Here is a 24,491-nt window from a genome sequence, read left to right as displayed (position 1 = left end):
ATGGCAGGCCAGACCATCAGCAGCGCCATCGCCAACCGTGAAGAAGCGGGCAACGGCAGCGGCCCGCATCCCCTAACGCGGGTGCGGGACCTGCTCACCGCGATGGCCCCGGAGATCGCCAAAGCACTCCCGGCGCACATGACCGCCGAGCGGATGGCACGGATCACCTACACCCAGATCCGCAAGAACCCCGACCTGGCCGAATGCACCGCCGAGTCCCTGGCCGGCGCGATCCTCACCTGCGCCCAACTCGGGCTGGAGCCGGGCCCGACGGGTGAGGCGTTCATCGTCCCCCGAAAGAACAAGGGTGTGCTGGAGGCCAGCTTCGAACTCGGCTACAAGGGCATGGCCACCCTGTTCTGGCAGCACCCCCTGGCCGCGTATCTCGACACGCAGACGGTGTACGAGAACGACGAGTTCGACTACGAGTACGGGCTCGGCGCGTTCCTTCGCCACAAGCCCGCCAAGGGGGAACGCGGCAAGGAGACCGGGGAGTGGTACGCGGTCGCCAAGCTGGTCAACGGCGGCTACCGGTTCGTCGTGCTGGACAGGCGGGAAGTCGAACGGCGTCGCCACCGTGGGCAGAGCCCGTGGTCTCCGGCGTGGAAGAACGACTACAACGCCATGGCGGAGAAGTCGTGTATCCGTGCGCTGTTCGACTTGATCCCCAAGTCCGCGGAGATGGCACGCGCGTTGGCGCAGGACGGGGCGGTGCGCACCGATCTGGCGCCCGACGCTCTCGATATCGAACCCGAGCAGCCTGACAGCGTGCCCGGGGAACTGGTGAAGGACGACCAGGACACCACACCGCAGGGCCCGGCGACCGGGGATGGCGACGAGTGAGCAGCCTTCAGCGGCGTACCCGCCTCCAGGCCAAGACGGGGCTAAAGCCGGGGAAGCCGCTCCAGCGGAAGACGCGGATGTCGTCCGGCGGCGGGGTGATGGAGCGTGCGACCGCCACGCCAAAGCGGTCCCGCCGCACCGGCCCCAGCCGCAAGGTGATGAGCATCCTCGCCATCCGCTCTGGCGGAATGTGCGAGATCGGCGTGATCTGCCTTGGCAACGCCCGCGCCACGGACCCGTCCCACCGGATGGCGAAGGGCATGGGAGGCACGAAGGACCCGCACAGCAACACCCCGTCGAACAATCTGCACGCGTGCCGGCTCTGTCATAACGCGGTGGAAGCGGATCCGAAGGGTGCCTATGCCCGGGGCTGGAAGATCCGCCACGGCATCGCCGCTCCCGGCGATGTCCCGGTGTGGCACTGGGTTCACGGCTGGGTGTGGCTTGACGACAAGGGCGGCGTGACCCCGGCGGAGGTGGCGTCGTGACGGCCCTCATGGTCTGGTGCCAGCCGTGCATGGCGTCCCGCGAGCATGTGGTCGACGGCCAGGAGATGGCGTGCACCGGGTGCGGGCAGATCAGCCGGTCGACACCGGTGCTGCGTGACGCCGCCCAGGACGCAACCCCACCTCCCGTCGTGGCGTGGGAGCTGTGCGACTACGAGAACCAGATGATGCCCGTCGGTCACGCCTGTGTCGGTGGTGGGCCGCCGGCGTGCCCTACCGCAGACGGCAACCCGTGTGGTGTCTGCCCTGCGGATCTGGCCGCGCAAGAGGCGCACCTCAAGGCTGACGAGGTGGCCCGGTGAAGGCCCTCACGCCGCGGCAGCACATGGTCCTCGACGCGATCGCCGAGTTCCACGCGCGGCACGGCTATTCGCCGACCCTAGCGGAAATCGCTGAAGCAGCCCACCTGGGGGGCCCTTCGTCGGCTACCCACCACGTGCGGCGCCTGAAGGCGATGGGGCTGGTCCGGTACGAGCGGAACTGTGCCCGGTCGATCCGCCTGGCCCCGGGCCCCGACGTGGAGACCGTCCCGGTGTCCGCGTGCGAGGTCTGCGGACAGGACATGCCGGCCGACCACGCCAACCACGTCCAGCCCGAGGTCACGCACAACCCTCCCGGTGACCTGCCTGACACCCCCGACCCCCTGAAAGGAAAGATCCATGCCTAAGGCATCCGGAGCCGTCACCCTGCTAGCGCTCGGCGCCCTGTCGATCGCCATGGTCACCGCCTGCTCCGACGACGAGCCGCAGGTCACTGCTGACTGCGCGGTCAAGCAGGCCGACGGCTCCTACAAGGCGGTCGATGACCGGCACTGCAACAGCGGTGGCGGTGGGAGCAGCGGCGGCGGCGCGTTCATTTGGATGTACGGCAGCACCCGCGCCGCAGACGGTCGGCTGACCGGCGGCACGATCACCCGGCCGGCGGCCGGGAACATCGCCACCCGGTCCGGGACCGTGATCCGCGGCGGGTTCGGCGGCCATGGCGGGAGCGGATCCTGATGCGCCGCGAACTGGGGGACCGGCGCCCGGGCTGGGAAGCCCTGGTGGAGTCCCAGGGGCTCGGGTTTCACCGGTCGGTAGCGCCCGGGTATGACGGGCGCCCGTACTGGGACGAAGCAGCCCACTACGTCTTCACCATGGCCGAAGTCTTGGACCTGGAGGCCGCGGTCGAGGAGCTGCACGACATGTGCCTCAAGGCCGTCGACTGGGTGATCAAGCGCAAGCGGTACGCCGACTTCGGAATCCCCGAGTGGTGCTGGGAACCGATCCGCGCCTCGTGGAAGCGCCACGACCCGCACCTGTATGGCCGGTTCGACCTGTGCTACGACGGCGCCGGGCACGCCAAGCTGCTGGAGTACAACGCCGACACCCCGACCAGCCTCGTCGAGGCGTCGGTCATCCAGTGGTTCTGGCTCCAGGACGTCCACCCCGACAGCGACCAGTGGAACTCCATCCACGAGAAGCTCGCGGCCCGGTGGCAGAAACTCGCCGCGCCCGGCGGGACCGCGCACTTCGCATGGACCGCGACCGACGAGTCCGGCGAGGACGCCCTCAACGTCGCTTACCTGCAAGACACCGCTCAGGCCGCCGGCTTGCGGACCACGGCCATTTCGATGGAGGACATCGGCTGGGACACCGGCCGTGAACAGTTCGTGGACTTGGAAAACCGGCCGATCGGGTCGCTGTTCAAGCTGTACCCCTGGGAGTGGATGATCTCCGACCCGTTCGGCCAGTCCGCGGTGGAACGCCAGGCCAACGGGTCGTGGATGGAGCCGCTGTGGAAGATGCTCCTGTCGAACAAGGCGCTCCTGGCCGTGCTGTGGGAGATGTACCCCGACCACCCCAACCTGCTGCCCGCCTACCTCGACGGGCCCCGCGAGCTGAGCGCCTACGTCCGTAAGCCGCTGCTCGGCCGCGAGGGCGCTTCCATGCGCATCGTCACCCCCGGGCAGACGCAGGACACCCCCGGCGAGTACGGCGCTGAGGGCTACGTCTACCAGGAGTTCTGGCCGCTCCCCGACTTCGACGGCTGGCACCCCGTGCTCGGAGCGTGGGTCGTCGGCGACGAAGCGGCCGGCGTCGGCATCCGCGAGACCCGCGGCCTGATCACGGACAACACCTCTTCGTTCGTGCCGCACCGCATCGACACCTGATCACCCGCCCGCCGGGCCCTTCTCGGGGGTGGGGCCCGGCGGCCCTCTTGAACGAACTGGAGTCCGGAAACATGGGCGCTGACTACAACGAAGGCCGCGTGTTCGAAGAGTTTCCACCTGCCGAGCAGGACCCGGCGGTGGACTACTCAGAGATGCCGCCGGCACTGCCGCTCGATCTGGCCGTGATCAAGGCGGACCGGCAGACGGCTTTGGCGTGGCTGCACGCCAACGGCCCCAAGGACTGCCCGGCCGTGATGGAAACCGTCGCGAGGGTCTACGACCTGATCGCGGAACTCGAAGACCTGCGCGAGCAGCTCGACGCCTTCGAAGATCTGCCGACGCGTGAGGAGTACATCGAAACCTTCGGCTCACATCCCGACGAGGCACCTCTGGTGCTGCCGTGCAGCCCGTTCCGCGTCCAAGAGGTTGTCAACGCCGGGCGCATGGTGTGGGTGCGAACCCTTGCCGAGCACCCATGGCGGCGCTTCACCGGGAAGCGGTGAGCCGCAGATGAGAAGCGTGTCAGCCGCGTATGCGGCGACGAATCTCCGCGAGGAGAACTTCGGTGTCTACCTCGGAGAGGTCCACCGTCGTTCCCTCCAGTGCAGCCTTGGTGTCCGCCATGACGCCGGCCAGCCGGAGAGCCTCGCCTCTGTCGATGCCGAGTGCGTCGGCGACCGCGAGCACTGTGCCGGCCTGCGGGGGCCGGGGCTGCTTGGCCCATGCGCTGATGGTGTTCCGGGAAATGCCGGTTCGTTTGTGCAGCCAGTTCTGGCTCTTGCCCTGCTCGTTGAGCGTCGCGAGCACGAGCGCGTGGAACGGCGCGGCGGGGGCTCTGTCGGCGGTCACATGACGGTTGTACGCCCTGTCCTGTCTCTGACCAACCAAACCGGGCACTTTGCGTTGCGTCGAGTTGCTCACTTGTGTACTGTGACTGAGCAAGCAAACGGAGGAAGGTGACATGCTTCTGTCCACCGCGCAAGCCTGCGGAGCAATCGGCAAAGGCCGCGCCACGCTGGCACGACTCATCCAGAAGGGCGAAATCGAGGCCATCAAAGGCCCCGCCCGCAACTCCCACCTGCGCATCCCCTTGGCATCAATCCAGGCGTATCTGGAGCGCAACCGCATGGCCGTTGGGGGAGACCAGTGAGCAACCTTGAGCACCTCGGCGGAGCTTCACCGTTCGACGCGATCAAGCGCGTGGACGAACGCGGGGAGTTCTGGTCGGCCCGTGATCTTCAACCGCTTGAGGGCTACACCAACTGGCGTCAGTTCATGGAGGTCGTTGAGAAGGCGAAGGCAGCCGCACAGGCCGTGGGCGCGGCAGTCCATGATCACTTTGAGGATGCCCTCAAGATCACAAGGAACGCCCGTGGACACAAGCGTCCTGTCGACGACCACCGCCTGACTCGCTACGCCTGCTACCTCGTGGCCATGAACGGCGACCCGCGCAAGCCCGAGGTCGCTGCCGCGCAAACGTACTTCGCCGTGCGTACCCACGAAGCAGAGGTTCGTTCGGCGCTAGACGCTGCGGCCAAGCTCACGGTGGAGACGCCTCCGTCGCCGGAGCTGTTCGAGCCTTTGACGTTCCCCTGGGCTGACGCGGTCGTGCTTATGCGCCAACGGTTCGGTGTGCGCATTGCGGTTGTCGAGTTGACGCGAGTTCTCCGACAGGGCGGCGTGTTGCGACAGGACGGTAAGCCTCGCGTCGAATACCAGTCGCTGTTTTGGCTGACAGCCAAGTCCACGTACGAGGTGTTTGGCCACGCGATCGAGCCGCTGTACCGCCTGTACGAGTCGACCAAGATCCGGCTGGATATGGCCGCCCAGCGTGCACTGCCGCTCGACCCGCCGGGATGGCCCGAACTACCGCTGGGCGGTGAGTCGTGACGGAGTACGGCAAGTGGCCCCGGCTCATCGTGGCCGGTCAGCCGGTCTCGCGGGAGCAGGCGAACGAGATCCTGATCCGCACCGACCTGTGGCACATGGCGACCAACGACCGGGCGTGGGAACAGGAAATCAACCTCCTAACCGAGGAGTTCGGCCGCCCCGCCGCCTACGACTGGGCGCGCGACAAAGAACGGCCTCGCGCGTTCCTTGAGCACCTCAACGCCGAAGACGCCTGGAAGAGCAGCTTCGGGGTGCTGGAACTGCACTACCTCCACAACGAGCAGATCGCGTCTGCCTACATCGACGGCCCCCATGGGTGGTGTGACTGGGACGGGAAGATCGGCTGCGCGTCGTACAACATCGGTAAGTGGCCGACCCGGGCCGAGGTCACTGAGGACCTGACGGTCATCGCCGAAGCGTTCCCTTACCTGGACATGCACGTCCAGCTCATTCACGACGAACCCGACGGCGAAGGCGACGTCGCGGACACGTGGGCTGTGAAGAACGGCGTCGCGGCGCTCGTCGAACCCGCCGGCGTGCTGGACCAGCCAAAAGACAACGTCGAGGCCGCCGTGTTCGGGCTGCTATTCAACCCGATCCGTGAGCGTGGCGTGCCACTGGAACGGCTCCGCGAAGCCCTCCAGCAGGTCCGCGACAACCGCCCCTCCTGATCTTTCCCCCTGTTACCCCCTGAACGGAGAACCCTCATGCGTGACCGCGGATCAAATGCTCGCCGCGAGCCGTACGACCCGAACCCGACCCTGACCGACAACCAGCCCCCCGCGTCCCGCGCACCGTTGGTCCAGTTCGCCACCCCGGAAGCCGCGCACACCGTCACAGGGCCGATCCGCGAGAAGTACGAGAACGCCGTCGCCCTGGCCAACGCCGAGTGGGAGCAGGCGTTCAAAGCACAGGCCGACGTAGACGCCTGGCTCGGCGAGATCGCGGACCTGCAAAAGAAGATCGACGCCCGGGCGCTGGACAAGCAGCAGCACCTCCACCACGCCCAGCAGGCATGCGACGTCGCCAACCCCGCTTCAGTGCTGCTCGGCATGACCGGGGTCCACGTCCCCCAGATCGCCGCGCCGCCGGCCGTGACGTCTCCGGCGCCCGGTATCCCTTCGCTGCGGGTGTCGGACCTGAAGGTGCACCCGCTGGACACGAGCAAGCCGTTGGGGTCGGCGCAGGACGCGCCGCAGGGGTCCCCGTTCGACAACCCTTCGGTGGGCCATTGCATCCACTGCGGCCAGGAGGTGTGGCGGACCGAGCGCACCGAAACGTCGCCGAACGGCCTGACCCACGGGTGGGGGGCGTCGTGCGACCCGCACGCCCAGAACCCCCAGTACGCCGACATGGGCGAGGACCGGGAGAGGGCGTCGTGACCGCGCTGCGGCGACTGGTGCGCCTGGTCGTGCCGTACAAGGCCCGTCACGCCCGCCGCCTGGACCCGGACGCCACCCCGCCCTTCAAGGCACTCAAGCACCTAACCCCAGGAGACACCCCGTGAGCACCGAAACCCCCGAGAAGAGCTTCTACCAGGCGAAGCGGGAGAAGATCGCCGCTGCCCTGGTGAAGTGGCAGAACGACCCCACCAGCGACGATGAGGCCAGCAACCACCCGTTCGCGGACGCTGACGCTCTGGACGACTGCCTCCGTGACCGGGGCCTTCAGATTCTCCCGACGGGCCCCAACATGGGCCGGTGGCGGGTTCTGCTCGACGGACACGCCGCGCCGTACCCGGGGCAGACCCGTCCTTCCGGTCCCGTGGACGCTGACACGGCCGTTGAGATGTTCCTCGTGGCCGCGCTCGGCGCCGAACTCGCCGACGAGGACGCGTCGATTGTGATCCGTCCGGCCACCGACCGGGAAATGGTCCGGCACGCGGTCGGCGGGGACACCGCAGTGGACGAGCCGCCCGTTGAACTCGACGCCACCCTGTACGCGGTCACCGCGCCGGCCGACGGCACCCCGTTCCGGACGCTGGTGTTCACCAGCGAGGACGGCAAGACGGTCCGGGCCCGTCTTCCTCTGGGGCTGTTCGAGCTGTTCGCGGGTTCGGTTCACGACGAGGCTGCGGAGATCGGCGGTGACGCTCGATGAACGACACGCCCGCCAACCCCGTGAAGGCCCTTGGCCTGGATCTGAACCGCGTGACTCTCACCCCGCCACCAGCCCGCGAGTACGTCGAGCAGATCGAGACCCCCAGCATCGACGCCACGCTGGAGGAGACCCGTCCGGCGCAGGCGCAGTACCGCGTCACCTACGACCGGGTCGGCCGCCGCCGGGACATCCCGCCGCTTGTAGTCGTAGCTGCAGGAGCTGACCATCTCTCTGATCTGGTGTGGAACGACGTTCGCAAGTACGTCCTGTCAGAGGATCTGGACGTTGTGGTCGATCTGGAGGCCATGACCGGTTCCATTCTCTGCGGGTTCAGTCTCGGTGGCCGCTTCACCATTGAGGTTCTCGACGGGCAGACCAACGCTCAGGTTGGTGACGCCCGATGAGCGCTATCACCCCGCCCACCCCGGAGAACGTCGCCGCGAGCCTCGCCAACAACGGCGGGAAGTACGACCACGCCAACCCGTGGTTCATGCTCGTTGAGGTAGCCGGGCACGTCGTCCAGATCCGCGTCAGGTCGTTCGGCGAGAAGGACTCCGAGCAGACCACCACCGAATTCCGGGCGGTCGTCGTCGAGGGAGACCGGGCGCCGATCGTCCTGGAACGGCCGGCCACTCTCGCTCAGGACTGGTTGGAGGGCGGTCGGCCCTCGTTCCGGTCGTGGATCTCGCCGGACGGAACGATCCGCGCGGAGATCGACGACAACACGGAGATGACCCCGGCCGATGCGCGGCGCGAGGCCGCGCGCATGGCCGCTCTCGCTGACCAGGCTGAGGCACAGACGGGCGGTGAGGCGTGATGGTTCTCCTCCTCTTCGTCGCCGTCGCTGCCGGCGGGTGGCTCCTGTCGGGTTGGGCGTTGATGCTGCTGGTCGGCGTCTTGCATCACCAGTGGTGGCCGGTGATCCCGACGATGAGCTACGGCACCGCGCTGCTGGCCAGCTTGTTGCTGACGATCACGCTGCTTCTCGTGGGCCGGGGCGGTGACTCGAAGTGAGCCGACACGTCATCCCCAACGCTCCCGGTTCCCCTCCCGGGCGTAAGACCATCGTCGGCTGGGACGCGCCCCTGTGCACGTTCTTCGCGTCGGTGACCGACATCGTCCCCGACCTCGAATACGACGACGCTGACGAGGTTCTCGCCCTGGGGGAGACCCCGTGTGAGCTGCCGTCGATCGGTGCCCTCGCCAAAGCGCTCGGCGAACACGGCATTGAACTGCCCGTGGACGTGGCCCGGCGGCTCGCCGAGGACCACGGCGCGGAAGGCGACCAGTTCGCCGGCCGACCCGCTACCGGGCTCCTCGCCGCCATGTCCACCGTGTACGCCGGGCCCGAGCAGGCCGCGCGGATCGAAGCGGCTCTCACTGGCCAGGAGACGGCCCCGGTAGGTGAGCACCGTGGCTGAGCCGATGAGCGCCGGACGCTTCGCCGAGATCCGCGACATGCAGGTGGACTCAACCGCTGGTGAGGCGCCCTACAACCCTGACATATGGACGCTGGATGAAGCCCGACGCGAACTGGTGGCCGAAGTGCAGCGCCTCCGCTCCGAACAGGACGGCGTTCGCGACGATGAGCGCCGTCGCTGCATAGAGGAGCTTCGCAGCCACTCCAAGGAGCGTATGGACCAGTCGGTCATCGAATACGCCGGAGGAAAGGAAGCGGCCCTCTCTGGTGTCTCCTCCGCTGCGGCGCTGGCCAAGGCGGCTGACCTTTTGGAGGCTGGCGGACTCGCCGAGCAGGGCGGGGGTGCGTAATGCGCTATGCCCTTCCCGTTGTGCTCGCCGGCGGTGGAGCGGTCCTCGCGGCTCTGCTCGTGGTGGCGGTCTTCTCGTGGTCGCTGCCCGTTCCTGTGAGCGGTCTGGCCCCGTCCCCGTCCCCGGCTCCTGCCCCGACCGCCCACGGAGGTGGACGATGACCGCCACCGGCGAGACCGCCGTCACGAAGGCGATGAAGGAGGTGGCGCTGCTTCACCGCCGCGCCTACTCCGAGCCGGTCAAGGCGATCCTCCTCGAAGCGCCGGACCACCCGCACTACGAGACGCTGCCAGAGATGCTGGAGGAGCGGGCGACGCTCCCGGCACGATTCCACATTCCGAAGTGGCTGGACACGTGCAGGCCCGGCATCTGGGTGTGCGCGGTGTGCTGGGACGAGATCGCCATCACCCCGTGGCCGTGCAAGACCGCCTCAGAGCAGGGCGGCGAGGTGTTCGCCCGATGACCGTCGCCGAAGAACTCAACGCCGCCGCCGCCAAGGTGCGCGAACTGGCCGCTGCCGCCGTCCCAGGGCCATGGCACGCTGACGGCCCCTGGTGGTGGGAAACGAAGCCCATCACGTGCTCGGCGACGATCACCACCGACCCCGAACGGCAGATGGTCGCGGTCCTCGCCCCCGAGTACAACCAGCATCCGCGAGCCGCAGGCTGTGCCCCGTGGATCGCGCTGATGCATCCGGGCTTGGCCGAGCCGCTCGCCGCTTGGCTGGAGTCCTGCGCACGCCAAGCGGCCTCCATGACCCACCCCGAGGACTGGGGGGTGTGCGACGAACCCGGCTCCGTGCGGTACGCCGTCGACGTCGCACGCGCCATCCTCGGCAACACCGCGCCTGCTCCTGGTCCTCCGGTGTACGTGGGGGAGGGACGGTGACGCTGCTTACCGCAGGGCTCTTTGTCGCCGGCCTGGTGGTCGGCCTCGTCTTGATGTGGCTTCTGCGCCGCTCGGACGTCAAGCGCATCACCGACATCACCGCCCGGCTGACGCTCGCGCTCGGAACGAACCTGCGCCTTGGAAACCGCGTCGATGAGCTGGAGTCCCGGGTCTCGGACCTCGAAACCGAGAACACGTCCCTCCGTGACCGCAACACCATGCTGTCCGGCCTGGTGGGCGCTGACGCCGAACGGGCCGCCCTCGAAGGCTCCTGCGCTGACGAAGCGGAGTGGTTGTGATGTGGGACGTCTTCCTCAACATCGCCGCCGGGTTCGGAGTCACCGTGTTCGCCTGCCTGCTCGCGGTCACGCTGCTCGCGATCTGGACCCGCCGACGCCCGACACCGCCCCGCACCCCGCCGCCTGAGTTCGACGCCAACACGGCGACCACTGCGGACGACTTGGCCCGCTACCGCTCCAACGGGACCCACCAATGATGCCCCTGATGCTCGCCACCCTCGCAGTCGCCGTCGTAGGCGTCGCCCTCACCCTCCGCGTCGTACACACGGAGAAAACCCACCCCGACCAGCAGAAGGAGCACCTGATGGACATGGCCCTACAGGTCGCCGGCTGGGCGCTTCTTTTGCTGTCCATGGCCGTCGGCCTCCGCCGTCGCGCCCTTGCCGACACCCGCAAGGAAGACCGATGAGTCGCCGACCTTCGCAGCAGCGCCGTATTGCGACCCACCGCCCTGCTGTGCGCCAGCGCCGGTTCCGCCACGACGATCTCATCGCTGTGGACCTGTTCTCGGGCTTCGGCGGGCTTACGAAGGGCATCGAGCTCGCGGGATTCACCACGATCATGGCGGCGAACCACAACGCCTACAAGGTCGAGATCCACGAGGCTAACCACCCACACGCCGAGCACTGGATCGCGGACCTAGTCGACCCGGAGGCGGCCGACTACCACTCCGCCAGGGACCTCCCCCCTGGCGATCTCCTCGTCGCCGGCGTGAGCTGCGTCAACCACTCGCAGGCCAACACTAAGAAGGCCTACCAGCAGCGTCTGTCGCTCTTCGACCTCGACGACCCGGAGTTCGACGAGCGCGTCACCAAATCAGAGCGTGACCGCGCCACGGCGAACTGCGTGCTTCACTACGCCGCCCAGCACCACCCTCGGATGATCCTCATCGAATGCACCACCGAACTCACCTCATGGGGCCCAGCGGTGCAGGGCAAGAAGTACGGCGACGGGTCCACGTACCGGTGGTGGCTCAAGCAGTTCGGCACCTTGGGCTACAAGCACCGCGTGCTGTACCTCAACTCGATGTTCTTCGATGTCCCGCAATCCCGCGACCGCGGCTACTGGATCTTCTGGGACGAACACCTACCTACCCCGGACCTCGACCACCAGCCCGAGTCATGGTGCTCCTTCTGCGACACCCTCGTGCAAGCCGCATGGACCTGGAAGACCGGGATACCGCCCACCGGCAGCGTCCGCTACGGCAAGCAGTACGAGTACCGGTGCCGCTCATGCAGGAGCGTCGTGGTGCCTCCGTTCGCGCCGTCGCTGCACGCACTCGACCTGTCCAACCTCGGTAGCAGGATCGGCGACAAGCCACTCCGCGAGTTCAAGGACAAGCACACCGGTGAAATCACCCGCAGCCCACTCGCACCGGCAACCATGGCCAGGGCCGAGCGATGCAGGCAGCGGTTCGCCGACTTCCCCGCCGTGCTCATGCCGGCCAAGTCCCAGCGCGGCTCCGAACGCCACCCGTGGCAGCCCCTCGCGACGCAGACCAGCCAGCAGGAGACGTCGATCCTTTCGACCGGCGCGCTCATCGCCGCCGCAGGCAACACCTACGAGCGGCCCGGCTCCGAGTGCCGCACCCGCACCCTGGGCGAGGTGCTGCCGTCGCAGACCGCGACCAACACCCAGGCGCTGTTCACGCCTCCGGTCGCCTTAATGACCGGACAGGTGATGGTCGCGCACCGGCACAACGGCGACGGCAAGCACATCACCCAGGCGATGGACACGGTCACCAGCACGCACGAGAAGGCAGTCCTGCTCGCGGTGAACAACTTCCAGGGCGCGCCTCGTGGCGCCGACGAGCCGCTTCCCACGCAGGGCGGCTCGGAGACGATGGGGCTCCTTGCCGCGCGGGTCCTGCCGAATCGCACCAACGGCACAAGCCGCAGCGTCGGCGAGCCGATGGAAACCCTTGTCGGCGGCGCCGGCTCCGGTGGCCTCGGCGTCCTCTCCTCGGGAGTCCTCCCGTTCCGGAAGAACACCACCCCGACATCGCATGCCCAGGCCATGCCCACCGTCACGTCCGACCAGATCCCCGGCCTGCTCACCGCCACCGGGACCCTGACCGCTCGTGACACCACAGCACTCGGCGCCCAGTGGCGCGAGGTCCTCGCGAACCTGAAGCTGGAGGACTGCTACTTCCGCATGATGGCCTCGCACGAGGTCGGCGCCGGCTGTGGCTTCGACGTCGACTTCGCCGACCGTCAAGGCACCTTCATCGTCTGGGGCTCCGCACGAGACCAGGTCGACGGGTTCGGCAACGCCGTCAGCCCTCCGGTCGGGCACTGGATCGGCAACCGGCTCCGCGCCGTCCTGCACGCCGAGGAGTGCCGCGCATGACTTTCCCTGTCCCCGGAAGTGGCCGCGTAGTGGCCTCCCAGAGAGCACACGGGACCCCCGCCGTTCTTACATCGTCCCCCGAAGTGAGGACCCAATGAACCACAGAAAGACCGCGCAGCAGTACTCCGCGGAGGAGTTCGACGCCGTCGTAGCGCTGATCCAGGGTGATGCGTCGCTACGCGCGGACATCGAGGCCATCACCGGCCAGTCCCTCAACGGTAAGAACCCGCGGGAGCTGTTCGACACCTTCCGGGCGATCGGCCAGGCCGCCGAGTTGCAGATCTCGGTCGCCAAGTATGGACGGGCCCGGCAGATGGTGCGGCAGGTCCGCGCCGAGCTTGCCGCGCTGCCGCCGGCGGATATGCCGATGGAGACTGCGGCGTACGTGGCCGACGTGCAGCGACGCCTGGATGAGGCGAAGCAGGAGAACGCCGCCCTACGGGCCGCGAACGCGGCGCTGAACGCGGGCCGCGGCGCTACGCCGCTGTCGACGGCCGGCCGTGTCGTTCAGGGCGCGGTCGAGCGTCCTGCCGAGCAGCGCGAGGTGGCCTCGTGAGCGCCGTCGATGTCTTCGCGATCAAGTCTCACGTCACCAGGTACCGGGTTCGTCTCCAGGTCCTGGACAAGATCGTGGGCGGGGTGCCGTCCCAAGAGTCGGTCATCAAAGGCTGGCTCAAGACCCGGATGGAGCTCGGCGACCGGGACTTGCAGGAGCTGACCGAGCAGACGCTGAAAGAGCGGTTCCCTGACCGGCAGCCATCCGCGGACGAACTCGCCGAGGCGCTCATGGAATCGGACGCGGCACCATCGGTCAACGGGTTCAAACGCATCCCCGACAGCGGTGAGCTGGCGTACGAGGCGCGGTGCATGAAGGCAGCCATCAAGGAGTGGGCCAACAGTGCCTACCCGGGCGTGGACTGGCCCAGCAAGAAGAAGGTCGCCGCCAGCTTCCGAAAGGGCCTGATGTCCACTCTGGCAGAGCGGGTCTTCGTCGAGGGCGTGTACATCGGCTTGGGCGTGAAGGAGCCGACCGGTGTTGAGGAGCGGATCAAGCACACCAACGGCCCGCAGGGGCCCCGCAGCTCTATCAACCGGGTCGAGTTCGTGGAGCGCCCCCTGCTGGAGTTCGTCCTCGAAGTCCACGACGACTTCCTGTCGATGGAGGAGTGGGGCCGCATCTGGGAGCGTGGTGAGGGCATCGGCATCGGTGCCGACCGTGGTCGGTCTGACGGCCGGTTCGAACTCCTCGCGTTCGAGAAGGTCGCCTGACCATGGCCTACCGGACCCGCGACGCCGTGACCGATACGGCTAGCCATACAGGCAGGCACGCCTGGCTTACCCGCGTCTTCGTTGAGCCCATCCGACTTGCCTTGGCCACGCCTGACTCATGTCACGCCGACAAGCCCCTCCGCTCCTGTGCCATTACGTCCCGAGTCGACAAGCCGACTCGTCGCCTGTCGAGGTCACTCCGACAGTTCATGCCACCACTTCCCTGCCCGTGCCGGGCCGACTTGCCGAGCTCAGCCATGCCAAGCCGACAGTCCACCTCACACACCGTCCTTGCCTGCCCTCTTTGCGCGACTCGCCAAGCCACCGTCTTACACCGCCCCAGCCGACTACCCGAGTCGTCTCAACACCTGGCGACCAGCTCTGCCATCCGACCCTTACCGCCTTCCCATTTACCGGCCTGCCCATGCCGTTTCGACCTTCCGGGACAAGCCCTGCCATGCCTTCTCTCAGTGACATGCCACGCCACGCCGTTCCTGGGCCCGCCGGCAACCCGCCAGCCGCGGGAGGCGTGTTGACCGTCGACACGCTTCCCGTCTGGGAGGAGCAGCTCGCTGCCCGTGTGGAGGCGGCGATCACCCGCCTCCACACGGAGCAGGCCCGGTGGGACCGCCAGGACTTCGCGTCCACCACCGCAGTCACGCTCCTCCAGATGACACCGCCCACCGGATCCGGCGAGCACGCCGCAGGCATCGCTGAAGGGCTCCGCATGGCAGCCCGCACGGTGCTGCGGCTCGCTGGCGTCGACACCGGCCAGACAGCAAATCCGGACGACTCGGGACGTGACCGGATGGGAGCGGATCACCGTGACTGACCTACTCCGCGACGTGTACCCGGTCAACCCGCCCGTCGGGACCGCTGAACACGAAATCCAGGTGACTGCCCGGGCTGCCCGCCACGCGGAGGAATCCATGAGGCGATGCGCCGCCCACCTGTCCACAGGCCGCGCCGGCACCGTCCTGGCGGGCCGGGAGATGTGTGAGGCCGAGGACCGCCTGAGGGACGCGATCCGCCGGTGCCAGCGCCTCCGCAAACTCCTCGCCGCCCGCGAAGAAGACGGGTACACCGACGTCCGCGAAGGCCAGGTGTGGCAGCCGCGGGACCCCGGCCGCGACGACCGGCGCCTGACCGTGATCGCGGTCACCGAGACGAAAGTCGTCGTCTCCACCGCCCCGGCCCGCGGCGGGACCCCACGCACGGTGGGCGTGCCCCGCGCCCAAATGGCGATCCACAACCGGCTGATCGAGGAAACGCCCGACCATACCCCCGGCGACGCCGAGGTCACCGAGCACGCCGTAACCGCCCTTGAGGAGGCGTGATGGCCGCACAGACCGGCATCCCCCACGGAACCCACAACCCCATCACCCGGCCGTCATGGGAGTGGCAGAACAACGCCGCCTGCCGCGGAGAGAGCCTGTACCTGTTCTTCGGCCCTGAAGGCGAACGACAGCCCGACAGAGACGTGCGGGAGCGTAAGGCCAAGGAGATCTGCTCCTGGTGCCCGGTCCGCTCCGATTGCCTGGATTACGCCACCAGCAGGCCTGAGAAGTACGGCACCTGGGGCGGCCTGAACGACGACGAGCGGGACGTCGAACGCCGCCGGCGCAGCCGCAGAGCCTCAGTCGAACGCGCACGAGCCGAACGCGCCGTTGACGCTGACGGCGACGCCCTTGCTCCTGTGGAGGCCGCGTCGTGACGCCCTACTGGGAAGACGAAGGCGTGACCTTACATGTCGGGGATTGCCGCGAGGTGCTCACCGGGATGGCCGGCGCGAGCGTCGACGCCGTTGTCACTGACCCGCCCGCCGGGGTCGCCTTTATGGGCCGTGACTGGGACTCCGACAAGGGCGGCCGTGACGCCTGGATCGCCTGGCTCGCTGACCGCATGAAGCAGGCATGCCGGGTTCTCAAGCCTGGCGGCCACGCCTTGGTGTGGGCGCTGCCCCGCACCTCCCACTGGACCGCCATGGCCCTGGAAGGCGCTGGGTTTGAGATCCGGGACTGCATCGTCCATGTCTTCGGGTCCGGCTTCCCTAAGTCGCTAGACGTATCCAAGGCCATTGATAGGGCCCGGGACGATCGGGCCGAAATTCTCAACGTGACCGCGTTCATCGCATCGGCCCGGGACGCCACAGGGTGGACGAATCGGCGGATCGACGAGGCTTTCGGCTTTCACGGCATGGCAGGGCACTGGACCGCACGCCCTCATCTAAAGATCGCCATGGTGCCCACATGGGATCAGTGGCTCAAGCTCAAGCACCTGCTTGGGTTCGGCGACGAGATGGACGCCGAGGTCTGGCGGCTGAACGGCCGTAAGGGCCAGCCGGGTGAGGCGTGGCACCAGCGGGAGGTCATCGGCGAGCGGACCACCGGAGTCGGCACTGGACGAGGCTCGGTGCCCTACATCGGGGATAGCGAGGACCGCACCCTAACTGCTCCTGCGACGGAGATGGCGAAGCGCTGGGAGGGCTGGGGAACAGCCCTCAAGCCGTCCCAGGAACACTGGTGGCTGGTCCGGAAACCCTTGGGTGGGACGGTGGCCTCCAACGTCCTGACATATGGCACAGGCGCACTTAACATCGACGGGTGCCGGATCGACGTGACTGATCGGGCAACTTACGAGCACAACAGCAACAAAGGCCGCTTCGGCGAGCGATCCAACGAGGTCTACGGCAAGGACGCACAAAGGAACGACACCGCCTCGGCGATCGGCCGGTGGCCGACCAACGTGGTGTTCACCCATGGCCAGGGTTGTGTGCAAGGCAGGCCCTGCGAGGCGGAATGCCCGGTTGTCGAACTCGACCGCCAGAGCGGCGCAACCGTCAGCCGGGTCGGGAAGCCGTCCGGCGCGACGGCCAGTGACGGTTGGGAAATGTCCAAGACCGGTGGCGCGTCCCGGTTCTTCCCGACCTTCCGCTACGAGGCAAAGGCCTCCACATCGGAGCGGCCCCGCCTCGACGACGGCACCACGCACCCGACGGTGAAGCCCGTCGATCTGATGCGGTGGCTGGTCCGGCTCGTCACCCCGCCCGGCGGGACCGTTCTCGACCCGTTCGCGGGCTCAGGCACCACCGCCGAGGCGTGCGTCATCGAGGGCTTCCGCTGCGTGCTGATCGAGTTGGAGCAGCCGCACGCCGAGCTGATCAAACGACGCCTGACCAAGCCCATCGCTCTGAACCTGTTCGGTGGCGCGTCGTGACGACCCCGGCGAGCGAGCCGCGGCCCCTGAACCCCCCAGAAACGAATGTGGCCGCCCGGTGCGCGGGCGGCCACCACGAGATCACACATCAAGGAGAAGACCTCATGTCAGCCACAACCGTAGCGTTCATCGCCCCGCAGGCACCCGCCTCCAACGGGGCGACCGGGCTCGTGCGTAGCGTCACCGGGCAGCCCAACCCGCGTAGCTTCGTCTCCCCTGACGGCGTGGTGTACGAGCTGGTGTGGGTCACTCCTGACACCGCCCACGAGTGGCTGTACCGCAACAACGGCAACCGGAGTCTGCGCGGCGAGGTGGTCGACAAGATCGGCCGAGACCTGAAGAACGGCAGGTTCATGGAGAACGGCGACGCCGTCCGCTTCTCCGCCGACGGAAACCTTCTCGACGGGCAGCACCGCCTCCACGCCATGGTCAAGTCCGCGACCCCGGCGTGGCTGCTCGTGGTGTCCAACCTCCCAGCCACCGCCCGGGACACCGTGGACGACGGCACCAAGCGGACCATGGCCGACCGGTTCCAGTTCCACGGCGAAGCGTCCGCCACCACCCTCGCAGCGACAGTCCGCAAAGCACTGCTGTGGGAGCTGAGCCTCAAGCCGCAGATCGGCCGGTTCACCGCCTCAACCCCGGAAGCGTTCGCGTTCCTCGCCGAGAACCCCGACCTGCGGGACGCCGCCCGCGCCGCAGACCACTACCGCAAAGCCAAGCTCCTCCCGGCCTCGACGATCGGCCTGACGTGGTGGCTGTTCAACCGCATCAACCCCGCCCAGTGCACCGAGTTCTTCGACCGCCTCGGAGACGGCGCCATGCTCCCCAAGGGCCACGCCGTCCTGACCCTGCGGAACCGGCTCGCTGACATCAACGCCCAACCCGGCCGCCTCCACGAGAAGCACGTCCTCGCGATGACCATCAAGGCGTGGAACTACTACCGCGACGGCCGGGACCTGATGACGCTGCGGTTCGCCGAGCACGAGAAGTTCCCCCAGCCCAAGTAACCCGCGAGGGGCGGACTCGGGTCCGCCCCTCCTGTCCCCGCGGGAGGGAGGTAGCGATGCAGCGTTACGGCCGTTCAGAAGTCAGACGTTCAGTCCGCGTTGGGCGACAAACCCGCCGCATTGGAGGACAACAAAGAGTTTTTTTTATTCGCCTCATCCGCGAGGCGCTTCTCTTCGGCGATGCGAGCCCGGCGGACCCACTCCCTGTCGAAGCCGGCCTCTCGGGCGACCTCGCCCACGGGCTCTTCTGCGGAGAGGGCTGCGAGGACCTCGGCAGCGAGTGCCTCGCGGGCCTTCTTCTCGGCGTCCATGGCGGCCCGGTAGGCGCGCCCGAGGCGGCGCAATCGTCTCCGGCGCTCTTCGTCCATGCCCACATGGTGCCACAGGACATGCGGCATTACCTGGTGGCCTATATCCATGGCGACCAGTCTGCCACACCAAATGTCACACTGTCTGCCGCACACTGTGCCACAGGGTGAGGCATATGATGAACCCGAACACTCAAGCGATGAGGGGGACTGCCGTGGATGACTCGGCAGGTCGAAGACAGGGCTCGCGTCGAGAGGAGTAAGCCCAACCACAAAGATCAAGCACCAAGGAAGAGCCAGGCTAGGTGAACGACAACACGCTCCAGGGTGAAGCCCAGACCGGCACGTCAGCCGCCGGCGAGCGCCCTGTGTGCCTGGACGGCGAGGCGGCTGAATGGGCATGGGCCCAGCCGATCGCGAACAACCCCGGCGCACGGATCGTCTTGCTCAGCCTTGCGGGCATGGCGGACGACGCGTGGGAGTGCGCAGCCAGTCAGGAAGAAATCGCCGCCGTAGCGCTAGTGCCAGCCCGCTCGGTGCGCCGCTATATGGAGCAGTTGGAGGAGGGCGGTCACATTCAGCGGCACAAGCGATACGACGACAAGGGGCATCGGCTCTCCGATCGGTGCCGTCTGAACCCGGGCGAAACCCTACTGGCCAATCTGGACGGTAGGCAGGTCACACCAGTGGCCAATTTGGCCGGTGGTGAAGCCGACCCAACGGCCAGATTGGACGGTAGGCAGGTCAACCCACCGGCCAATTTGGCCGGTAGGCAGGCCGACCTGTGGCCAGATTGGCCGGTGGTCGAAGGGGACGAAACGGATACCGCCAGGTCGAACCCAGTGGCCAATTCGGCCGATGGTGAGGCCGACCAGCGGCCAATCTGGCCACTGGCCAATCTGGCCACTGGGTCTGACCTGCCTACCGGCCAAATTGGCCGCGCAAGTAGTTCTCCTACGGAGAACTACGAGAAAAGAACTTCTTCTTCTCGTCCGAAGAAGCGAACCAAGCCCAAGCTGGCGGACGCCCCACCGAGAGAGGACGTCGAGCAGCTCTGCGCCCGACTCCTTCAGTGGCTGATCAAGAAGAACTACCGCCAGCGCCCCGCCGCCGTGCCCGACGGCTGGCGCGACGAGGCGCGCAAGCTTTTGGACCTCGACGGCATCCCGCTGGCTGAGGCTCTCGATGTCCTCGACTGGTCGCAGCGGGATGGCTTTTGGTCGCTGAACATCAACGCGCTGCCCAAGTTCCGCGAGAAGTACGGCGCTCTTGAAATGAAGTCACGCGGCGAGCGCGGTGGAGGCCAGATCCACGGTCGGTGGCACGCCGGCACCGACGGCCGCTCCGGCAACGGCTCTGGCCCCCACATCGATCGATCCCAGCCCTATTCCGACGACCCTGAGGACGTGTTCGGGAATGACTGAGACCCGCGAGCCCGTTGAGGAGCTTCTCGACGCCGAGTGGCGCGCCGACCGGCTAGCGCTCCGGCTCAACACCATTCGCGCCCAGCGCCCGCCGCAGCTCTCCCACCAGGGAGTGCTCGACCAGCGCATCGCCGCGTGGTCCGCCGAGCTGGTCGCCCGCAGGGCCGGGAACCTCGTGGTCGTCGGCGACGTGGGCGTGGGGAAGACCTGGAGCGTCTGGGAAGCCCTGGACCGCGCCGTGCGGGCCGGGTGGCTGGGTGGGTTCAAGGTCGCCACGTCCGCTGACTGGCAGGACGCCACCGCGCCGCCCGTAGACCGCGAGCAGCTCCGCGCGATGCGGGTCGTCGACTTCCTCGCGCTGGACGATCTCGGGTCGTTCCGGATCAACGACTGGCAGCGGGAGTGCCTGCTGTCGGTCGTCGACGAGCGGTGGCAGCACGGGTTGCCGACCGCGATCACGACCAACATGCGCAAGCTGTCGGAACCGCTGGGGGACCGGCTCGCCAGCCGTCTGCGTGACGGCGCCACCGTGATCGCGCTGAGCGGCGCAGACCGGAGGAAGGGACGATGAGCGAGGACTACGCGGACCTTCCCCACGACCTCGAAGCCGAACGGTCGGTCCTCGGCGCCGCGATGCTGTCCCCCGAATCCGCCGGCCTGGTCGTCGACACCCTCACGATCCGGCACTTCTACCGGGCGGCACACCAAGTCGTGTTCGAGTGCGTCACCTCCCTGGTCGAGCGGTCCGCCCCCGTAGACATCGTGACCGTCAGGGCCGAACTGGAGCGCCGCAGCACCCAGGAACGGGAGCAGGTCCACCCGCGGCTGTTGTTCGACCTGATCGAGTCGGTGACCGCGGCCGGTCACATCGAGTACCACCTGCGGCTGCTCCAGGAGCAGTACTTCCGCCGCAAGTTGTTCATGGCCGGCAGGCGCCTGAAGGCCCTCGGGTCGCGCTCGGACTTGGACATCGAGGACGTCGCCGAACAGTCCAGGAAGATCCTCGACCAGGTCGCTGAAGTCCCGGAAGGGTCGTCCGCGAAGCCCGTCTCGGAGCTGATCGGGCCCTACCTGGACCGCCTGGAGTCCAAGGCCCCCGAGGTCGGGGTCACCACCGGATGGGTCGACCTCGACTCCCTGGTGACCAGGCTCCGCCCCGGACAGTTGATCGTGGTCGGTGCCCGACCCGGCATGGGCAAGTCGGTCCTGATGGTCAACATGGCTTTGCACGTCGGCGTGCGGCTGAAGCTCCCGGTGTTCTTCGCGTCGCTGGAGATGAGCCACGACGAAATCCTCGCCCGCATGGTCGCCCACGAAGCCGGCGTCACGCTCCAGAAGCTGCAACAGCGGGACCTCAACGCCGACGACTGGACCCGTGTCGCGAAGAAGCAGGCCGAACTCGACGAGGCCGACCACCTGATCGTCGACGACGACCCGGGCATCTCGATTGGGCACTTGCGGGCGAAGCTCTCCACGATGCGCCGCTCGGGTCACCCCGCAGCGATCGTGTTCATCGACTACCTGCAACTCATGTCCTCGGCCAAACGGTCGGAGAACCGGCAGCAGGAAGTGTCCGACCTGTCCCGCAATCTCAAGCTGCTGGCCAAGGACATGGGTGTCCCCGTCGTCGTCGGCGCCCAGCTCAACCGCGGGCCGGAGCTTCGCGCGAACAAACGGCCAATGAAGTCCGACCTCAGAGAGTCGGGGTCACTGGAGCAGGACGCCGACATCGTGATCCTGCTGCACCGCGAAGACGCCTACGAAGCCGAGTCCCCGCGCGCCGGCGAAGTCGACCTGATCGTCGACAAGCACCGGCAAGGCGCGACCGCCACCATCACCGCGGCCTTCCAAGGCCACTACTCCCGCATCGCCGACATGGCCCCCGAGCCTTCCCACCAGTGGAGCCCCACGGCTGGCATGCGCTAACCGCTCTTCTCCGAAAGGACGTGCTGTGACCCGAATGCGTATCCCGGACCGCGAAATTGCGAAGGTCTGCAACCTCAATCCCATCGGTTCCATCGTCGGAAGCACCGTCGACCTTTCCGACGCTGGAGGCGGCAACCTCAAGGGCCTGTGCCCACTCCACGACGACGACTCCTGGTCACTCAGGGTCGTCCCGCTCCTGGGCTGCTGGTACTGCTTCGCCTGCGCCGAGGGCGGCGACGTCATCACGTTCACGCGGAAGACCCGCAACCTCACCTACAGCCAGGCCGTGGAGTTTCTGGCGGCCCACGCAGGCATCGCTCTCACGTACGAGGAGATCAACTGATGAGCGCCACCGCGGACCTGTTCAAGCGCCGCGAGGATCACTTCCGCGTGGTGGTCGTCCCGAACCGTTGGGGCGGTTACGACGTGGCCCTCGTGATCGACGGCTCCTACGCCAACCCTGCGGACGCCCGGCACAGCGCCGACGACTTCAAGCGCCAGATTGAGGAGGCGTTAGCAGCCGACGGCTACCCGTACGGCGTGCCGCTCAACTCCGCGACAGGCCGTCCACAGGTTGTGGGTACTGCGGTGGAGGAGATCGCGTGAGCATCAACCCGATCGAGGTCCGCAGGTGCGGGGTTTCGGGATGCACCAAGCCGTACTGCGCCAAGGGTTACTGCCGCCTCCACTGGGAGCGCCAGCACAAGACGGGCACGACAGACGACCCTCAGCCGCGTCAGGGCGCCGCCAACTCTGCATGGAAGGGTGATTCGGCCACCTACGGCGCGGTCCACCTCAGGATGTCCAACCGCCCTCGGCCAGCCGGATGCGCGGAGTGTGGCACCACCGAAGGTCGTTTCGAGTGGGCGCTCCGGGCGGATGCACCCGCGGATGGCCTTCTGATCTCCCCTGAGGGTTACAAGTACTCCACTGATCCGGATTTGTATCGGAATCTGTGCAAGCCATGCCACAACAAGCAAGACCTCGGCCGCGCGGAATGTCATCGCGGGCACCGGCTCGCCGGGGACAACCTCTACATCCAGCCGTCCAACGGCAAGCAGTTCTGTCGCGCTTGCCAGAGCATGCGCCAGCGCGAACGAACGATGCGCGAGCAGACGGTGGCAAGGTCGGCCCGTTTCGAGCACGGCGAGTCGGGGTGATTCCGCTCGACATCCCATCCCCGCCGGCGTCGCGGCGTAGGTGTGCGGACTGCCACCACCCGCTAACAGCCCCGACCCCGCCCGAGAGGCGGATCCCTGGGGTCGGGGAGGTCGGCCCGGAGTGCGCAGGGAGGCGGGGCATCGGCCGGCCGGAGGGTCCGCGGTTCTCGCCGGGGTGGCGGGGACCGGTGCAAGGACAGGAAGACCTACTCAAGATCAACGAAGGAGAGCAGATGACCGCGACAATCGCCGAGCCCGAGGCGCGCCGGTGCTGGATCCTCGTCTACCCGGACGGGGAAAGCGTCGACCTCGACGGGGAGGTCCATTACGCCAGCGATGTGGACGCGGCCAAGGACGCGCCGAGGTACACCAACGACAGTGGGGCGCCGACTCCGGAGCAGCTTGACGAGGCTTGCGTGTCGATCGCTTGCTCGTGCTGCGGGACGGTCTTCGACGAGGACGGTAACGGTGCCGTCGAGCACCACCCGACCGTCGAGTCCGCCCGTTCGGTGGCGGTGCTGTGCGGCTGGACTCTCGCTGAGGACGGGACGCAGAAGTGCGAGCCCTGCTCCGGCGACTGCGACTGCCAGGACGACGCCGAGGCTGCGTCTGCTGAGGGGGAGTCCCGGTGACCGCGGTCAGCGAGGCGCCTTCCAAGCCCTGCGGGTGCCGGGCCGCCTGCGATCACCTGCCGTATCAGCGTCTCGCCCGCGGGGCCCAAGAACTCGGCCGGCGGTTGGACGAGATGGCCGAGGTGATGCGAGACGCCATCACCGCGGCGCACGAGTCGGGCCCGGCAGCGGGGATGGACCGGCTGCTGCGGTACGTGCGGGAGATCCCGGAGATGCGGGACGGGCTGGACCTCCCGGGCGGCAAGGGGCCGGGGGAGACGCCGTGAACCTGCTGTCGCTGCTGCTACGCCGCGTGACCACCCCAGGGTCGCCGCGCAAGCCGGAGTCGGACTGGGAGTGGATGGGCTGCCAGTCGGAGTGCCGGTTCACGCACACCCTGACCCGCGGGCGGTGCGCGTACGCCCCGGAACCGTTCAGCGTGGATGAGCCGGATCCGCTGCTGGAGGTCGAGGAGCTGATGGCGTCGATCGTGGATGAGTCGGAGTCCGATGGCTTCGCGTTGGGGCGGCTCGCGGAGTTGACCGCTGGGGGCCTGGCGCCCTGGGATGCGGCCTCCAGCGTGTTCGGCGGGGCGGGCGTGACTCGTGGGACGGCGTGGGCGGGGCTGTGCGGTCCTGTCGCGGGAGAACCCGCCGAATCCGTCCACGGGTAGGACCCGCCGGTTTCTGATCGCTCAGGGGCTTTTACAGCCCTTCGCTGCGAACTGGTGAGCGGCAAACCACCAGCTTCTCGTACTCAAGATCGATAAA

Annotated in this window: 42 protein-coding genes; 40 read left to right on the top strand and 2 right to left on the bottom strand. The window is 67.6% G+C overall.

Going from position 1 to position 24,491, the window contains the following annotated elements; translation table 11 throughout:
• The 7 genes from PYR91_RS05400 (at nucleotide 1) to PYR91_RS05370 (ending at nucleotide 4,004) form a co-directional block, all read left to right on the top strand.
• Entirely contained in the window at nucleotides 1-843 is an 843-nt protein-coding gene (locus PYR91_RS05400; protein ID WP_279777875.1) for a recombinase RecT, read from the top strand.
• Nucleotides 840-1,331: a hypothetical protein gene (locus PYR91_RS05395; RefSeq protein ID WP_279777874.1), complete on the top strand. Its 492-nt coding sequence runs from the start codon at nucleotides 840-842 to the stop codon at nucleotides 1,329-1,331. Before PYR91_RS05400 ends, PYR91_RS05395 begins: the two co-directional genes overlap by 4 nt.
• On the top strand, nucleotides 1,328-1,651 hold the full coding sequence (locus PYR91_RS05390) for a hypothetical protein (RefSeq protein ID WP_279777873.1): 324 nt from the start codon (nucleotides 1,328-1,330) through the stop codon (nucleotides 1,649-1,651). The genes PYR91_RS05395 and PYR91_RS05390 overlap by 4 nt, the downstream gene beginning before the upstream one ends.
• On the top strand, nucleotides 1,648-2,016 hold the full coding sequence (locus PYR91_RS05385) for a MarR family transcriptional regulator (protein WP_279777872.1): 369 nt from the start codon (nucleotides 1,648-1,650) through the stop codon (nucleotides 2,014-2,016). The genes PYR91_RS05390 and PYR91_RS05385 overlap by 4 nt, the downstream gene beginning before the upstream one ends.
• Nucleotides 2,009-2,347 carry a hypothetical protein gene (locus PYR91_RS05380; RefSeq protein WP_279777870.1) on the top strand — a complete coding sequence of 113 codons (339 nt, stop codon included), beginning with the start codon at nucleotides 2,009-2,011 and terminating at the stop codon, nucleotides 2,345-2,347. Before PYR91_RS05385 ends, PYR91_RS05380 begins: the two co-directional genes overlap by 8 nt.
• Nucleotides 2,347-3,501, top strand: a complete 1,155-nt coding sequence (locus tag PYR91_RS05375; RefSeq protein ID WP_279777868.1) for a glutathionylspermidine synthase family protein — start codon at nucleotides 2,347-2,349, stop codon at nucleotides 3,499-3,501. Before PYR91_RS05380 ends, PYR91_RS05375 begins: the two co-directional genes overlap by 1 nt.
• Nucleotides 3,502-3,572: 71 nt before the next feature.
• Nucleotides 3,573-4,004 carry a hypothetical protein gene (locus PYR91_RS05370; RefSeq protein WP_279777867.1) on the top strand — a complete coding sequence of 144 codons (432 nt, stop codon included), beginning with the start codon at nucleotides 3,573-3,575 and terminating at the stop codon, nucleotides 4,002-4,004.
• 19 nt (nucleotides 4,005-4,023) lie between these two features.
• On the opposite strand, the gene PYR91_RS05365 is transcribed toward PYR91_RS05370, so the two are convergent.
• Nucleotides 4,024-4,422: a helix-turn-helix transcriptional regulator gene (locus tag PYR91_RS05365; RefSeq protein WP_279777865.1), complete on the bottom strand. Its 399-nt coding sequence runs from the start codon at nucleotides 4,420-4,422 to the stop codon at nucleotides 4,024-4,026.
• A 40-nt stretch (nucleotides 4,423-4,462) separates the two neighbouring features.
• On the opposite strand from PYR91_RS05365, the gene PYR91_RS05360 reads away from it, so the two are divergent.
• The 24 genes from PYR91_RS05360 (at nucleotide 4,463) to PYR91_RS05245 (ending at nucleotide 18,292) form a co-directional block, all read left to right on the top strand.
• Nucleotides 4,463-4,651: a helix-turn-helix domain-containing protein gene (locus PYR91_RS05360; RefSeq protein WP_279777864.1), complete on the top strand. Its 189-nt coding sequence runs from the start codon at nucleotides 4,463-4,465 to the stop codon at nucleotides 4,649-4,651.
• Nucleotides 4,648-5,391, top strand: coding sequence for a BRO family protein (locus tag PYR91_RS05355; protein ID WP_279777863.1), 744 nt, complete (start codon nucleotides 4,648-4,650; stop codon nucleotides 5,389-5,391). The genes PYR91_RS05360 and PYR91_RS05355 overlap by 4 nt, the downstream gene beginning before the upstream one ends.
• A complete protein-coding gene (locus PYR91_RS05350) occupies nucleotides 5,388-6,062 on the top strand; it encodes a hypothetical protein (RefSeq protein ID WP_279777862.1) in 675 nt (224 codons plus the stop codon). The genes PYR91_RS05355 and PYR91_RS05350 overlap by 4 nt, the downstream gene beginning before the upstream one ends.
• A 36-nt stretch (nucleotides 6,063-6,098) precedes the next feature.
• On the top strand, nucleotides 6,099-6,773 hold the full coding sequence (locus PYR91_RS05345; protein ID WP_279777861.1) for a hypothetical protein: 675 nt from the start codon (nucleotides 6,099-6,101) through the stop codon (nucleotides 6,771-6,773).
• Entirely contained in the window at nucleotides 6,770-6,898 is a 129-nt protein-coding gene (locus PYR91_RS05340; RefSeq protein WP_279777860.1) for a hypothetical protein, read from the top strand. The genes PYR91_RS05345 and PYR91_RS05340 overlap by 4 nt, the downstream gene beginning before the upstream one ends.
• Nucleotides 6,895-7,491: a hypothetical protein gene (locus PYR91_RS05335; RefSeq protein ID WP_279777858.1), complete on the top strand. Its 597-nt coding sequence runs from the start codon at nucleotides 6,895-6,897 to the stop codon at nucleotides 7,489-7,491. Before PYR91_RS05340 ends, PYR91_RS05335 begins: the two co-directional genes overlap by 4 nt.
• Complete coding sequence (locus PYR91_RS05330) at nucleotides 7,488-7,895, top strand: hypothetical protein (protein WP_279777857.1); 408 nt, start codon at nucleotides 7,488-7,490, stop codon at nucleotides 7,893-7,895. Before PYR91_RS05335 ends, PYR91_RS05330 begins: the two co-directional genes overlap by 4 nt.
• Entirely contained in the window at nucleotides 7,892-8,308 is a 417-nt protein-coding gene (locus tag PYR91_RS05325; RefSeq protein WP_279777856.1) for a hypothetical protein, read from the top strand. Before PYR91_RS05330 ends, PYR91_RS05325 begins: the two co-directional genes overlap by 4 nt.
• Complete coding sequence (locus PYR91_RS05320; RefSeq protein WP_279777854.1) at nucleotides 8,308-8,505, top strand: hypothetical protein; 198 nt, start codon at nucleotides 8,308-8,310, stop codon at nucleotides 8,503-8,505. The genes PYR91_RS05325 and PYR91_RS05320 overlap by 1 nt, the downstream gene beginning before the upstream one ends.
• A gap of 92 nt (nucleotides 8,506-8,597) precedes the next feature.
• On the top strand, nucleotides 8,598-8,912 hold the full coding sequence (locus PYR91_RS05315; protein ID WP_279777852.1) for a hypothetical protein: 315 nt from the start codon (nucleotides 8,598-8,600) through the stop codon (nucleotides 8,910-8,912).
• Nucleotides 8,905-9,261 (top strand): hypothetical protein, encoded by a 357-nt coding sequence (locus PYR91_RS05310; RefSeq protein ID WP_279777851.1) that lies wholly within the window; start codon nucleotides 8,905-8,907, stop codon nucleotides 9,259-9,261. The genes PYR91_RS05315 and PYR91_RS05310 overlap by 8 nt, the downstream gene beginning before the upstream one ends.
• Before the next feature lie 157 nt (nucleotides 9,262-9,418).
• On the top strand, nucleotides 9,419-9,724 hold the full coding sequence (locus PYR91_RS05305; RefSeq protein WP_279777850.1) for a hypothetical protein: 306 nt from the start codon (nucleotides 9,419-9,421) through the stop codon (nucleotides 9,722-9,724).
• Complete coding sequence (locus PYR91_RS05300) at nucleotides 9,721-10,149, top strand: hypothetical protein (RefSeq protein ID WP_279777849.1); 429 nt, start codon at nucleotides 9,721-9,723, stop codon at nucleotides 10,147-10,149. The genes PYR91_RS05305 and PYR91_RS05300 overlap by 4 nt, the downstream gene beginning before the upstream one ends.
• On the top strand, nucleotides 10,146-10,448 hold the full coding sequence (locus PYR91_RS05295; RefSeq protein WP_279777846.1) for a hypothetical protein: 303 nt from the start codon (nucleotides 10,146-10,148) through the stop codon (nucleotides 10,446-10,448). The genes PYR91_RS05300 and PYR91_RS05295 overlap by 4 nt, the downstream gene beginning before the upstream one ends.
• Nucleotides 10,448-10,645 (top strand): hypothetical protein, encoded by a 198-nt coding sequence (locus PYR91_RS05290; protein WP_279777845.1) that lies wholly within the window; start codon nucleotides 10,448-10,450, stop codon nucleotides 10,643-10,645. The genes PYR91_RS05295 and PYR91_RS05290 overlap by 1 nt, the downstream gene beginning before the upstream one ends.
• An 8-nt stretch (nucleotides 10,646-10,653) precedes the next feature.
• On the top strand, nucleotides 10,654-10,857 hold the full coding sequence (locus PYR91_RS05285; RefSeq protein WP_279777843.1) for a hypothetical protein: 204 nt from the start codon (nucleotides 10,654-10,656) through the stop codon (nucleotides 10,855-10,857).
• On the top strand, nucleotides 10,854-12,797 hold the full coding sequence (locus PYR91_RS05280; protein WP_279777841.1) for a DNA cytosine methyltransferase: 1,944 nt from the start codon (nucleotides 10,854-10,856) through the stop codon (nucleotides 12,795-12,797). The genes PYR91_RS05285 and PYR91_RS05280 overlap by 4 nt, the downstream gene beginning before the upstream one ends.
• Nucleotides 12,798-12,891: 94 nt before the next feature.
• Entirely contained in the window at nucleotides 12,892-13,353 is a 462-nt protein-coding gene (locus PYR91_RS05275; protein ID WP_279777840.1) for a hypothetical protein, read from the top strand.
• Nucleotides 13,350-14,066, top strand: coding sequence for a hypothetical protein (locus tag PYR91_RS05270; RefSeq protein ID WP_279777839.1), 717 nt, complete (start codon nucleotides 13,350-13,352; stop codon nucleotides 14,064-14,066). The genes PYR91_RS05275 and PYR91_RS05270 overlap by 4 nt, the downstream gene beginning before the upstream one ends.
• Before the next feature lie 532 nt (nucleotides 14,067-14,598).
• Nucleotides 14,599-14,898, top strand: coding sequence for a hypothetical protein (locus tag PYR91_RS05265; RefSeq protein ID WP_279777838.1), 300 nt, complete (start codon nucleotides 14,599-14,601; stop codon nucleotides 14,896-14,898).
• Nucleotides 14,867-15,403 carry a hypothetical protein gene (locus tag PYR91_RS05260; protein WP_279777836.1) on the top strand — a complete coding sequence of 179 codons (537 nt, stop codon included), beginning with the start codon at nucleotides 14,867-14,869 and terminating at the stop codon, nucleotides 15,401-15,403. The genes PYR91_RS05265 and PYR91_RS05260 overlap by 32 nt, the downstream gene beginning before the upstream one ends.
• Nucleotides 15,403-15,780, top strand: coding sequence for a WhiB family transcriptional regulator (locus tag PYR91_RS05255; protein WP_279777833.1), 378 nt, complete (start codon nucleotides 15,403-15,405; stop codon nucleotides 15,778-15,780). Before PYR91_RS05260 ends, PYR91_RS05255 begins: the two co-directional genes overlap by 1 nt.
• The gene (locus tag PYR91_RS05250) at nucleotides 15,777-17,282 is read left to right on the top strand and encodes a DNA methyltransferase (RefSeq protein ID WP_279777831.1); all 1,506 of its coding nucleotides are present in this window, start codon (nucleotides 15,777-15,779) and stop codon (nucleotides 17,280-17,282) included. The genes PYR91_RS05255 and PYR91_RS05250 overlap by 4 nt, the downstream gene beginning before the upstream one ends.
• A 104-nt stretch (nucleotides 17,283-17,386) precedes the next feature.
• Entirely contained in the window at nucleotides 17,387-18,292 is a 906-nt protein-coding gene (locus PYR91_RS05245) for a hypothetical protein (RefSeq protein ID WP_279777829.1), read from the top strand.
• A gap of 89 nt (nucleotides 18,293-18,381) precedes the next feature.
• Here PYR91_RS05245 and PYR91_RS05240 read toward each other — a convergent pair whose 3' ends face one another.
• Entirely contained in the window at nucleotides 18,382-18,660 is a 279-nt protein-coding gene (locus tag PYR91_RS05240; protein ID WP_279777828.1) for a hypothetical protein, read from the bottom strand.
• Nucleotides 18,661-18,905: 245 nt separating this feature from the next.
• Here PYR91_RS05240 and PYR91_RS05235 point away from each other — a divergent pair, with 245 nt between their 5' ends.
• From PYR91_RS05235 to PYR91_RS05195, 9 genes are all read left to right on the top strand, one after another.
• The gene (locus tag PYR91_RS05235; RefSeq protein ID WP_279777826.1) at nucleotides 18,906-20,024 is read left to right on the top strand and encodes a hypothetical protein; all 1,119 of its coding nucleotides are present in this window, start codon (nucleotides 18,906-18,908) and stop codon (nucleotides 20,022-20,024) included.
• Nucleotides 20,017-20,595 (top strand): ATP-binding protein, encoded by a 579-nt coding sequence (locus PYR91_RS05230; protein WP_279777824.1) that lies wholly within the window; start codon nucleotides 20,017-20,019, stop codon nucleotides 20,593-20,595. Before PYR91_RS05235 ends, PYR91_RS05230 begins: the two co-directional genes overlap by 8 nt.
• The gene (dnaB, locus tag PYR91_RS05225) at nucleotides 20,592-21,950 is read left to right on the top strand and encodes a replicative DNA helicase (protein ID WP_279777823.1); all 1,359 of its coding nucleotides are present in this window, start codon (nucleotides 20,592-20,594) and stop codon (nucleotides 21,948-21,950) included. The genes PYR91_RS05230 and dnaB overlap by 4 nt, the downstream gene beginning before the upstream one ends.
• A gap of 34 nt (nucleotides 21,951-21,984) precedes the next feature.
• Nucleotides 21,985-22,293, top strand: coding sequence for a CHC2 zinc finger domain-containing protein (locus PYR91_RS05220; protein WP_279778027.1), 309 nt, complete (start codon nucleotides 21,985-21,987; stop codon nucleotides 22,291-22,293).
• Entirely contained in the window at nucleotides 22,293-22,556 is a 264-nt protein-coding gene (locus PYR91_RS05215; RefSeq protein WP_279777822.1) for a hypothetical protein, read from the top strand. Before PYR91_RS05220 ends, PYR91_RS05215 begins: the two co-directional genes overlap by 1 nt.
• Nucleotides 22,553-23,110 carry a hypothetical protein gene (locus PYR91_RS05210; protein ID WP_279777821.1) on the top strand — a complete coding sequence of 186 codons (558 nt, stop codon included), beginning with the start codon at nucleotides 22,553-22,555 and terminating at the stop codon, nucleotides 23,108-23,110. Before PYR91_RS05215 ends, PYR91_RS05210 begins: the two co-directional genes overlap by 4 nt.
• Before the next feature lie 233 nt (nucleotides 23,111-23,343).
• Nucleotides 23,344-23,742 (top strand): hypothetical protein, encoded by a 399-nt coding sequence (locus tag PYR91_RS05205; RefSeq protein ID WP_279777820.1) that lies wholly within the window; start codon nucleotides 23,344-23,346, stop codon nucleotides 23,740-23,742.
• Nucleotides 23,739-24,008, top strand: a complete 270-nt coding sequence (locus tag PYR91_RS05200; protein WP_279777818.1) for a hypothetical protein — start codon at nucleotides 23,739-23,741, stop codon at nucleotides 24,006-24,008. Before PYR91_RS05205 ends, PYR91_RS05200 begins: the two co-directional genes overlap by 4 nt.
• Nucleotides 24,005-24,394, top strand: a complete 390-nt coding sequence (locus tag PYR91_RS05195; protein ID WP_279777817.1) for a hypothetical protein — start codon at nucleotides 24,005-24,007, stop codon at nucleotides 24,392-24,394. The genes PYR91_RS05200 and PYR91_RS05195 overlap by 4 nt, the downstream gene beginning before the upstream one ends.
• The last annotated feature ends 97 nt before the right edge of the window (nucleotides 24,395-24,491 follow it).

The sequence above is a fragment of the Sphaerisporangium sp. TRM90804 genome (genome assembly GCF_029846175.1).
Classification (GTDB): domain Bacteria; phylum Actinomycetota; class Actinomycetes; order Streptosporangiales; family Streptosporangiaceae; genus Sphaerisporangium.
The sequence above is the reverse complement of the archived record's forward strand: the minus strand, read 5'-3'. Positions and strand labels throughout refer to the sequence as shown.

Coding starts and splice junctions, on each gene's coding strand:
- PYR91_RS05400 (WP_279777875.1), top strand. CDS start 1: ATGGCAGGCCAGACCATCAGCAGCGCCATCGCCAACCGTGAAGAAGCG.
- PYR91_RS05360 (WP_279777864.1), top strand. CDS start 4,463: ATGCTTCTGTCCACCGCGCAAGCCTGCGGAGCAATCGGCAAAGGCCGC.
- PYR91_RS05290 (WP_279777845.1), top strand. CDS start 10,448: ATGTGGGACGTCTTCCTCAACATCGCCGCCGGGTTCGGAGTCACCGTG.
- dnaB (WP_279777823.1), top strand. CDS start 20,592: ATGAGCGAGGACTACGCGGACCTTCCCCACGACCTCGAAGCCGAACGG.
- PYR91_RS05230 (WP_279777824.1), top strand. CDS start 20,017: ATGACTGAGACCCGCGAGCCCGTTGAGGAGCTTCTCGACGCCGAGTGG.
- PYR91_RS05375 (WP_279777868.1), top strand. CDS start 2,347: ATGCGCCGCGAACTGGGGGACCGGCGCCCGGGCTGGGAAGCCCTGGTG.
- PYR91_RS05370 (WP_279777867.1), top strand. CDS start 3,573: ATGGGCGCTGACTACAACGAAGGCCGCGTGTTCGAAGAGTTTCCACCT.
- PYR91_RS05305 (WP_279777850.1), top strand. CDS start 9,419: ATGACCGCCACCGGCGAGACCGCCGTCACGAAGGCGATGAAGGAGGTG.
- PYR91_RS05205 (WP_279777820.1), top strand. CDS start 23,344: ATGACCGCGACAATCGCCGAGCCCGAGGCGCGCCGGTGCTGGATCCTC.
- PYR91_RS05215 (WP_279777822.1), top strand. CDS start 22,293: ATGAGCGCCACCGCGGACCTGTTCAAGCGCCGCGAGGATCACTTCCGC.
- PYR91_RS05380 (WP_279777870.1), top strand. CDS start 2,009: ATGCCTAAGGCATCCGGAGCCGTCACCCTGCTAGCGCTCGGCGCCCTG.
- PYR91_RS05255 (WP_279777833.1), top strand. CDS start 15,403: ATGGCCGCACAGACCGGCATCCCCCACGGAACCCACAACCCCATCACC.
- PYR91_RS05345 (WP_279777861.1), top strand. CDS start 6,099: ATGCGTGACCGCGGATCAAATGCTCGCCGCGAGCCGTACGACCCGAAC.
- PYR91_RS05325 (WP_279777856.1), top strand. CDS start 7,892: ATGAGCGCTATCACCCCGCCCACCCCGGAGAACGTCGCCGCGAGCCTC.
- PYR91_RS05320 (WP_279777854.1), top strand. CDS start 8,308: ATGGTTCTCCTCCTCTTCGTCGCCGTCGCTGCCGGCGGGTGGCTCCTG.
- PYR91_RS05245 (WP_279777829.1), top strand. CDS start 17,387: ATGTCAGCCACAACCGTAGCGTTCATCGCCCCGCAGGCACCCGCCTCC.
- PYR91_RS05330 (WP_279777857.1), top strand. CDS start 7,488: ATGAACGACACGCCCGCCAACCCCGTGAAGGCCCTTGGCCTGGATCTG.
- PYR91_RS05275 (WP_279777840.1), top strand. CDS start 12,892: ATGAACCACAGAAAGACCGCGCAGCAGTACTCCGCGGAGGAGTTCGAC.
- PYR91_RS05240 (WP_279777828.1), bottom strand. CDS start 18,660: ATGGACGAAGAGCGCCGGAGACGATTGCGCCGCCTCGGGCGCGCCTAC.
- PYR91_RS05280 (WP_279777841.1), top strand. CDS start 10,854: ATGAGTCGCCGACCTTCGCAGCAGCGCCGTATTGCGACCCACCGCCCT.
- PYR91_RS05220 (WP_279778027.1), top strand. CDS start 21,985: ATGCGTATCCCGGACCGCGAAATTGCGAAGGTCTGCAACCTCAATCCC.
- PYR91_RS05285 (WP_279777843.1), top strand. CDS start 10,654: ATGCTCGCCACCCTCGCAGTCGCCGTCGTAGGCGTCGCCCTCACCCTC.
- PYR91_RS05300 (WP_279777849.1), top strand. CDS start 9,721: ATGACCGTCGCCGAAGAACTCAACGCCGCCGCCGCCAAGGTGCGCGAA.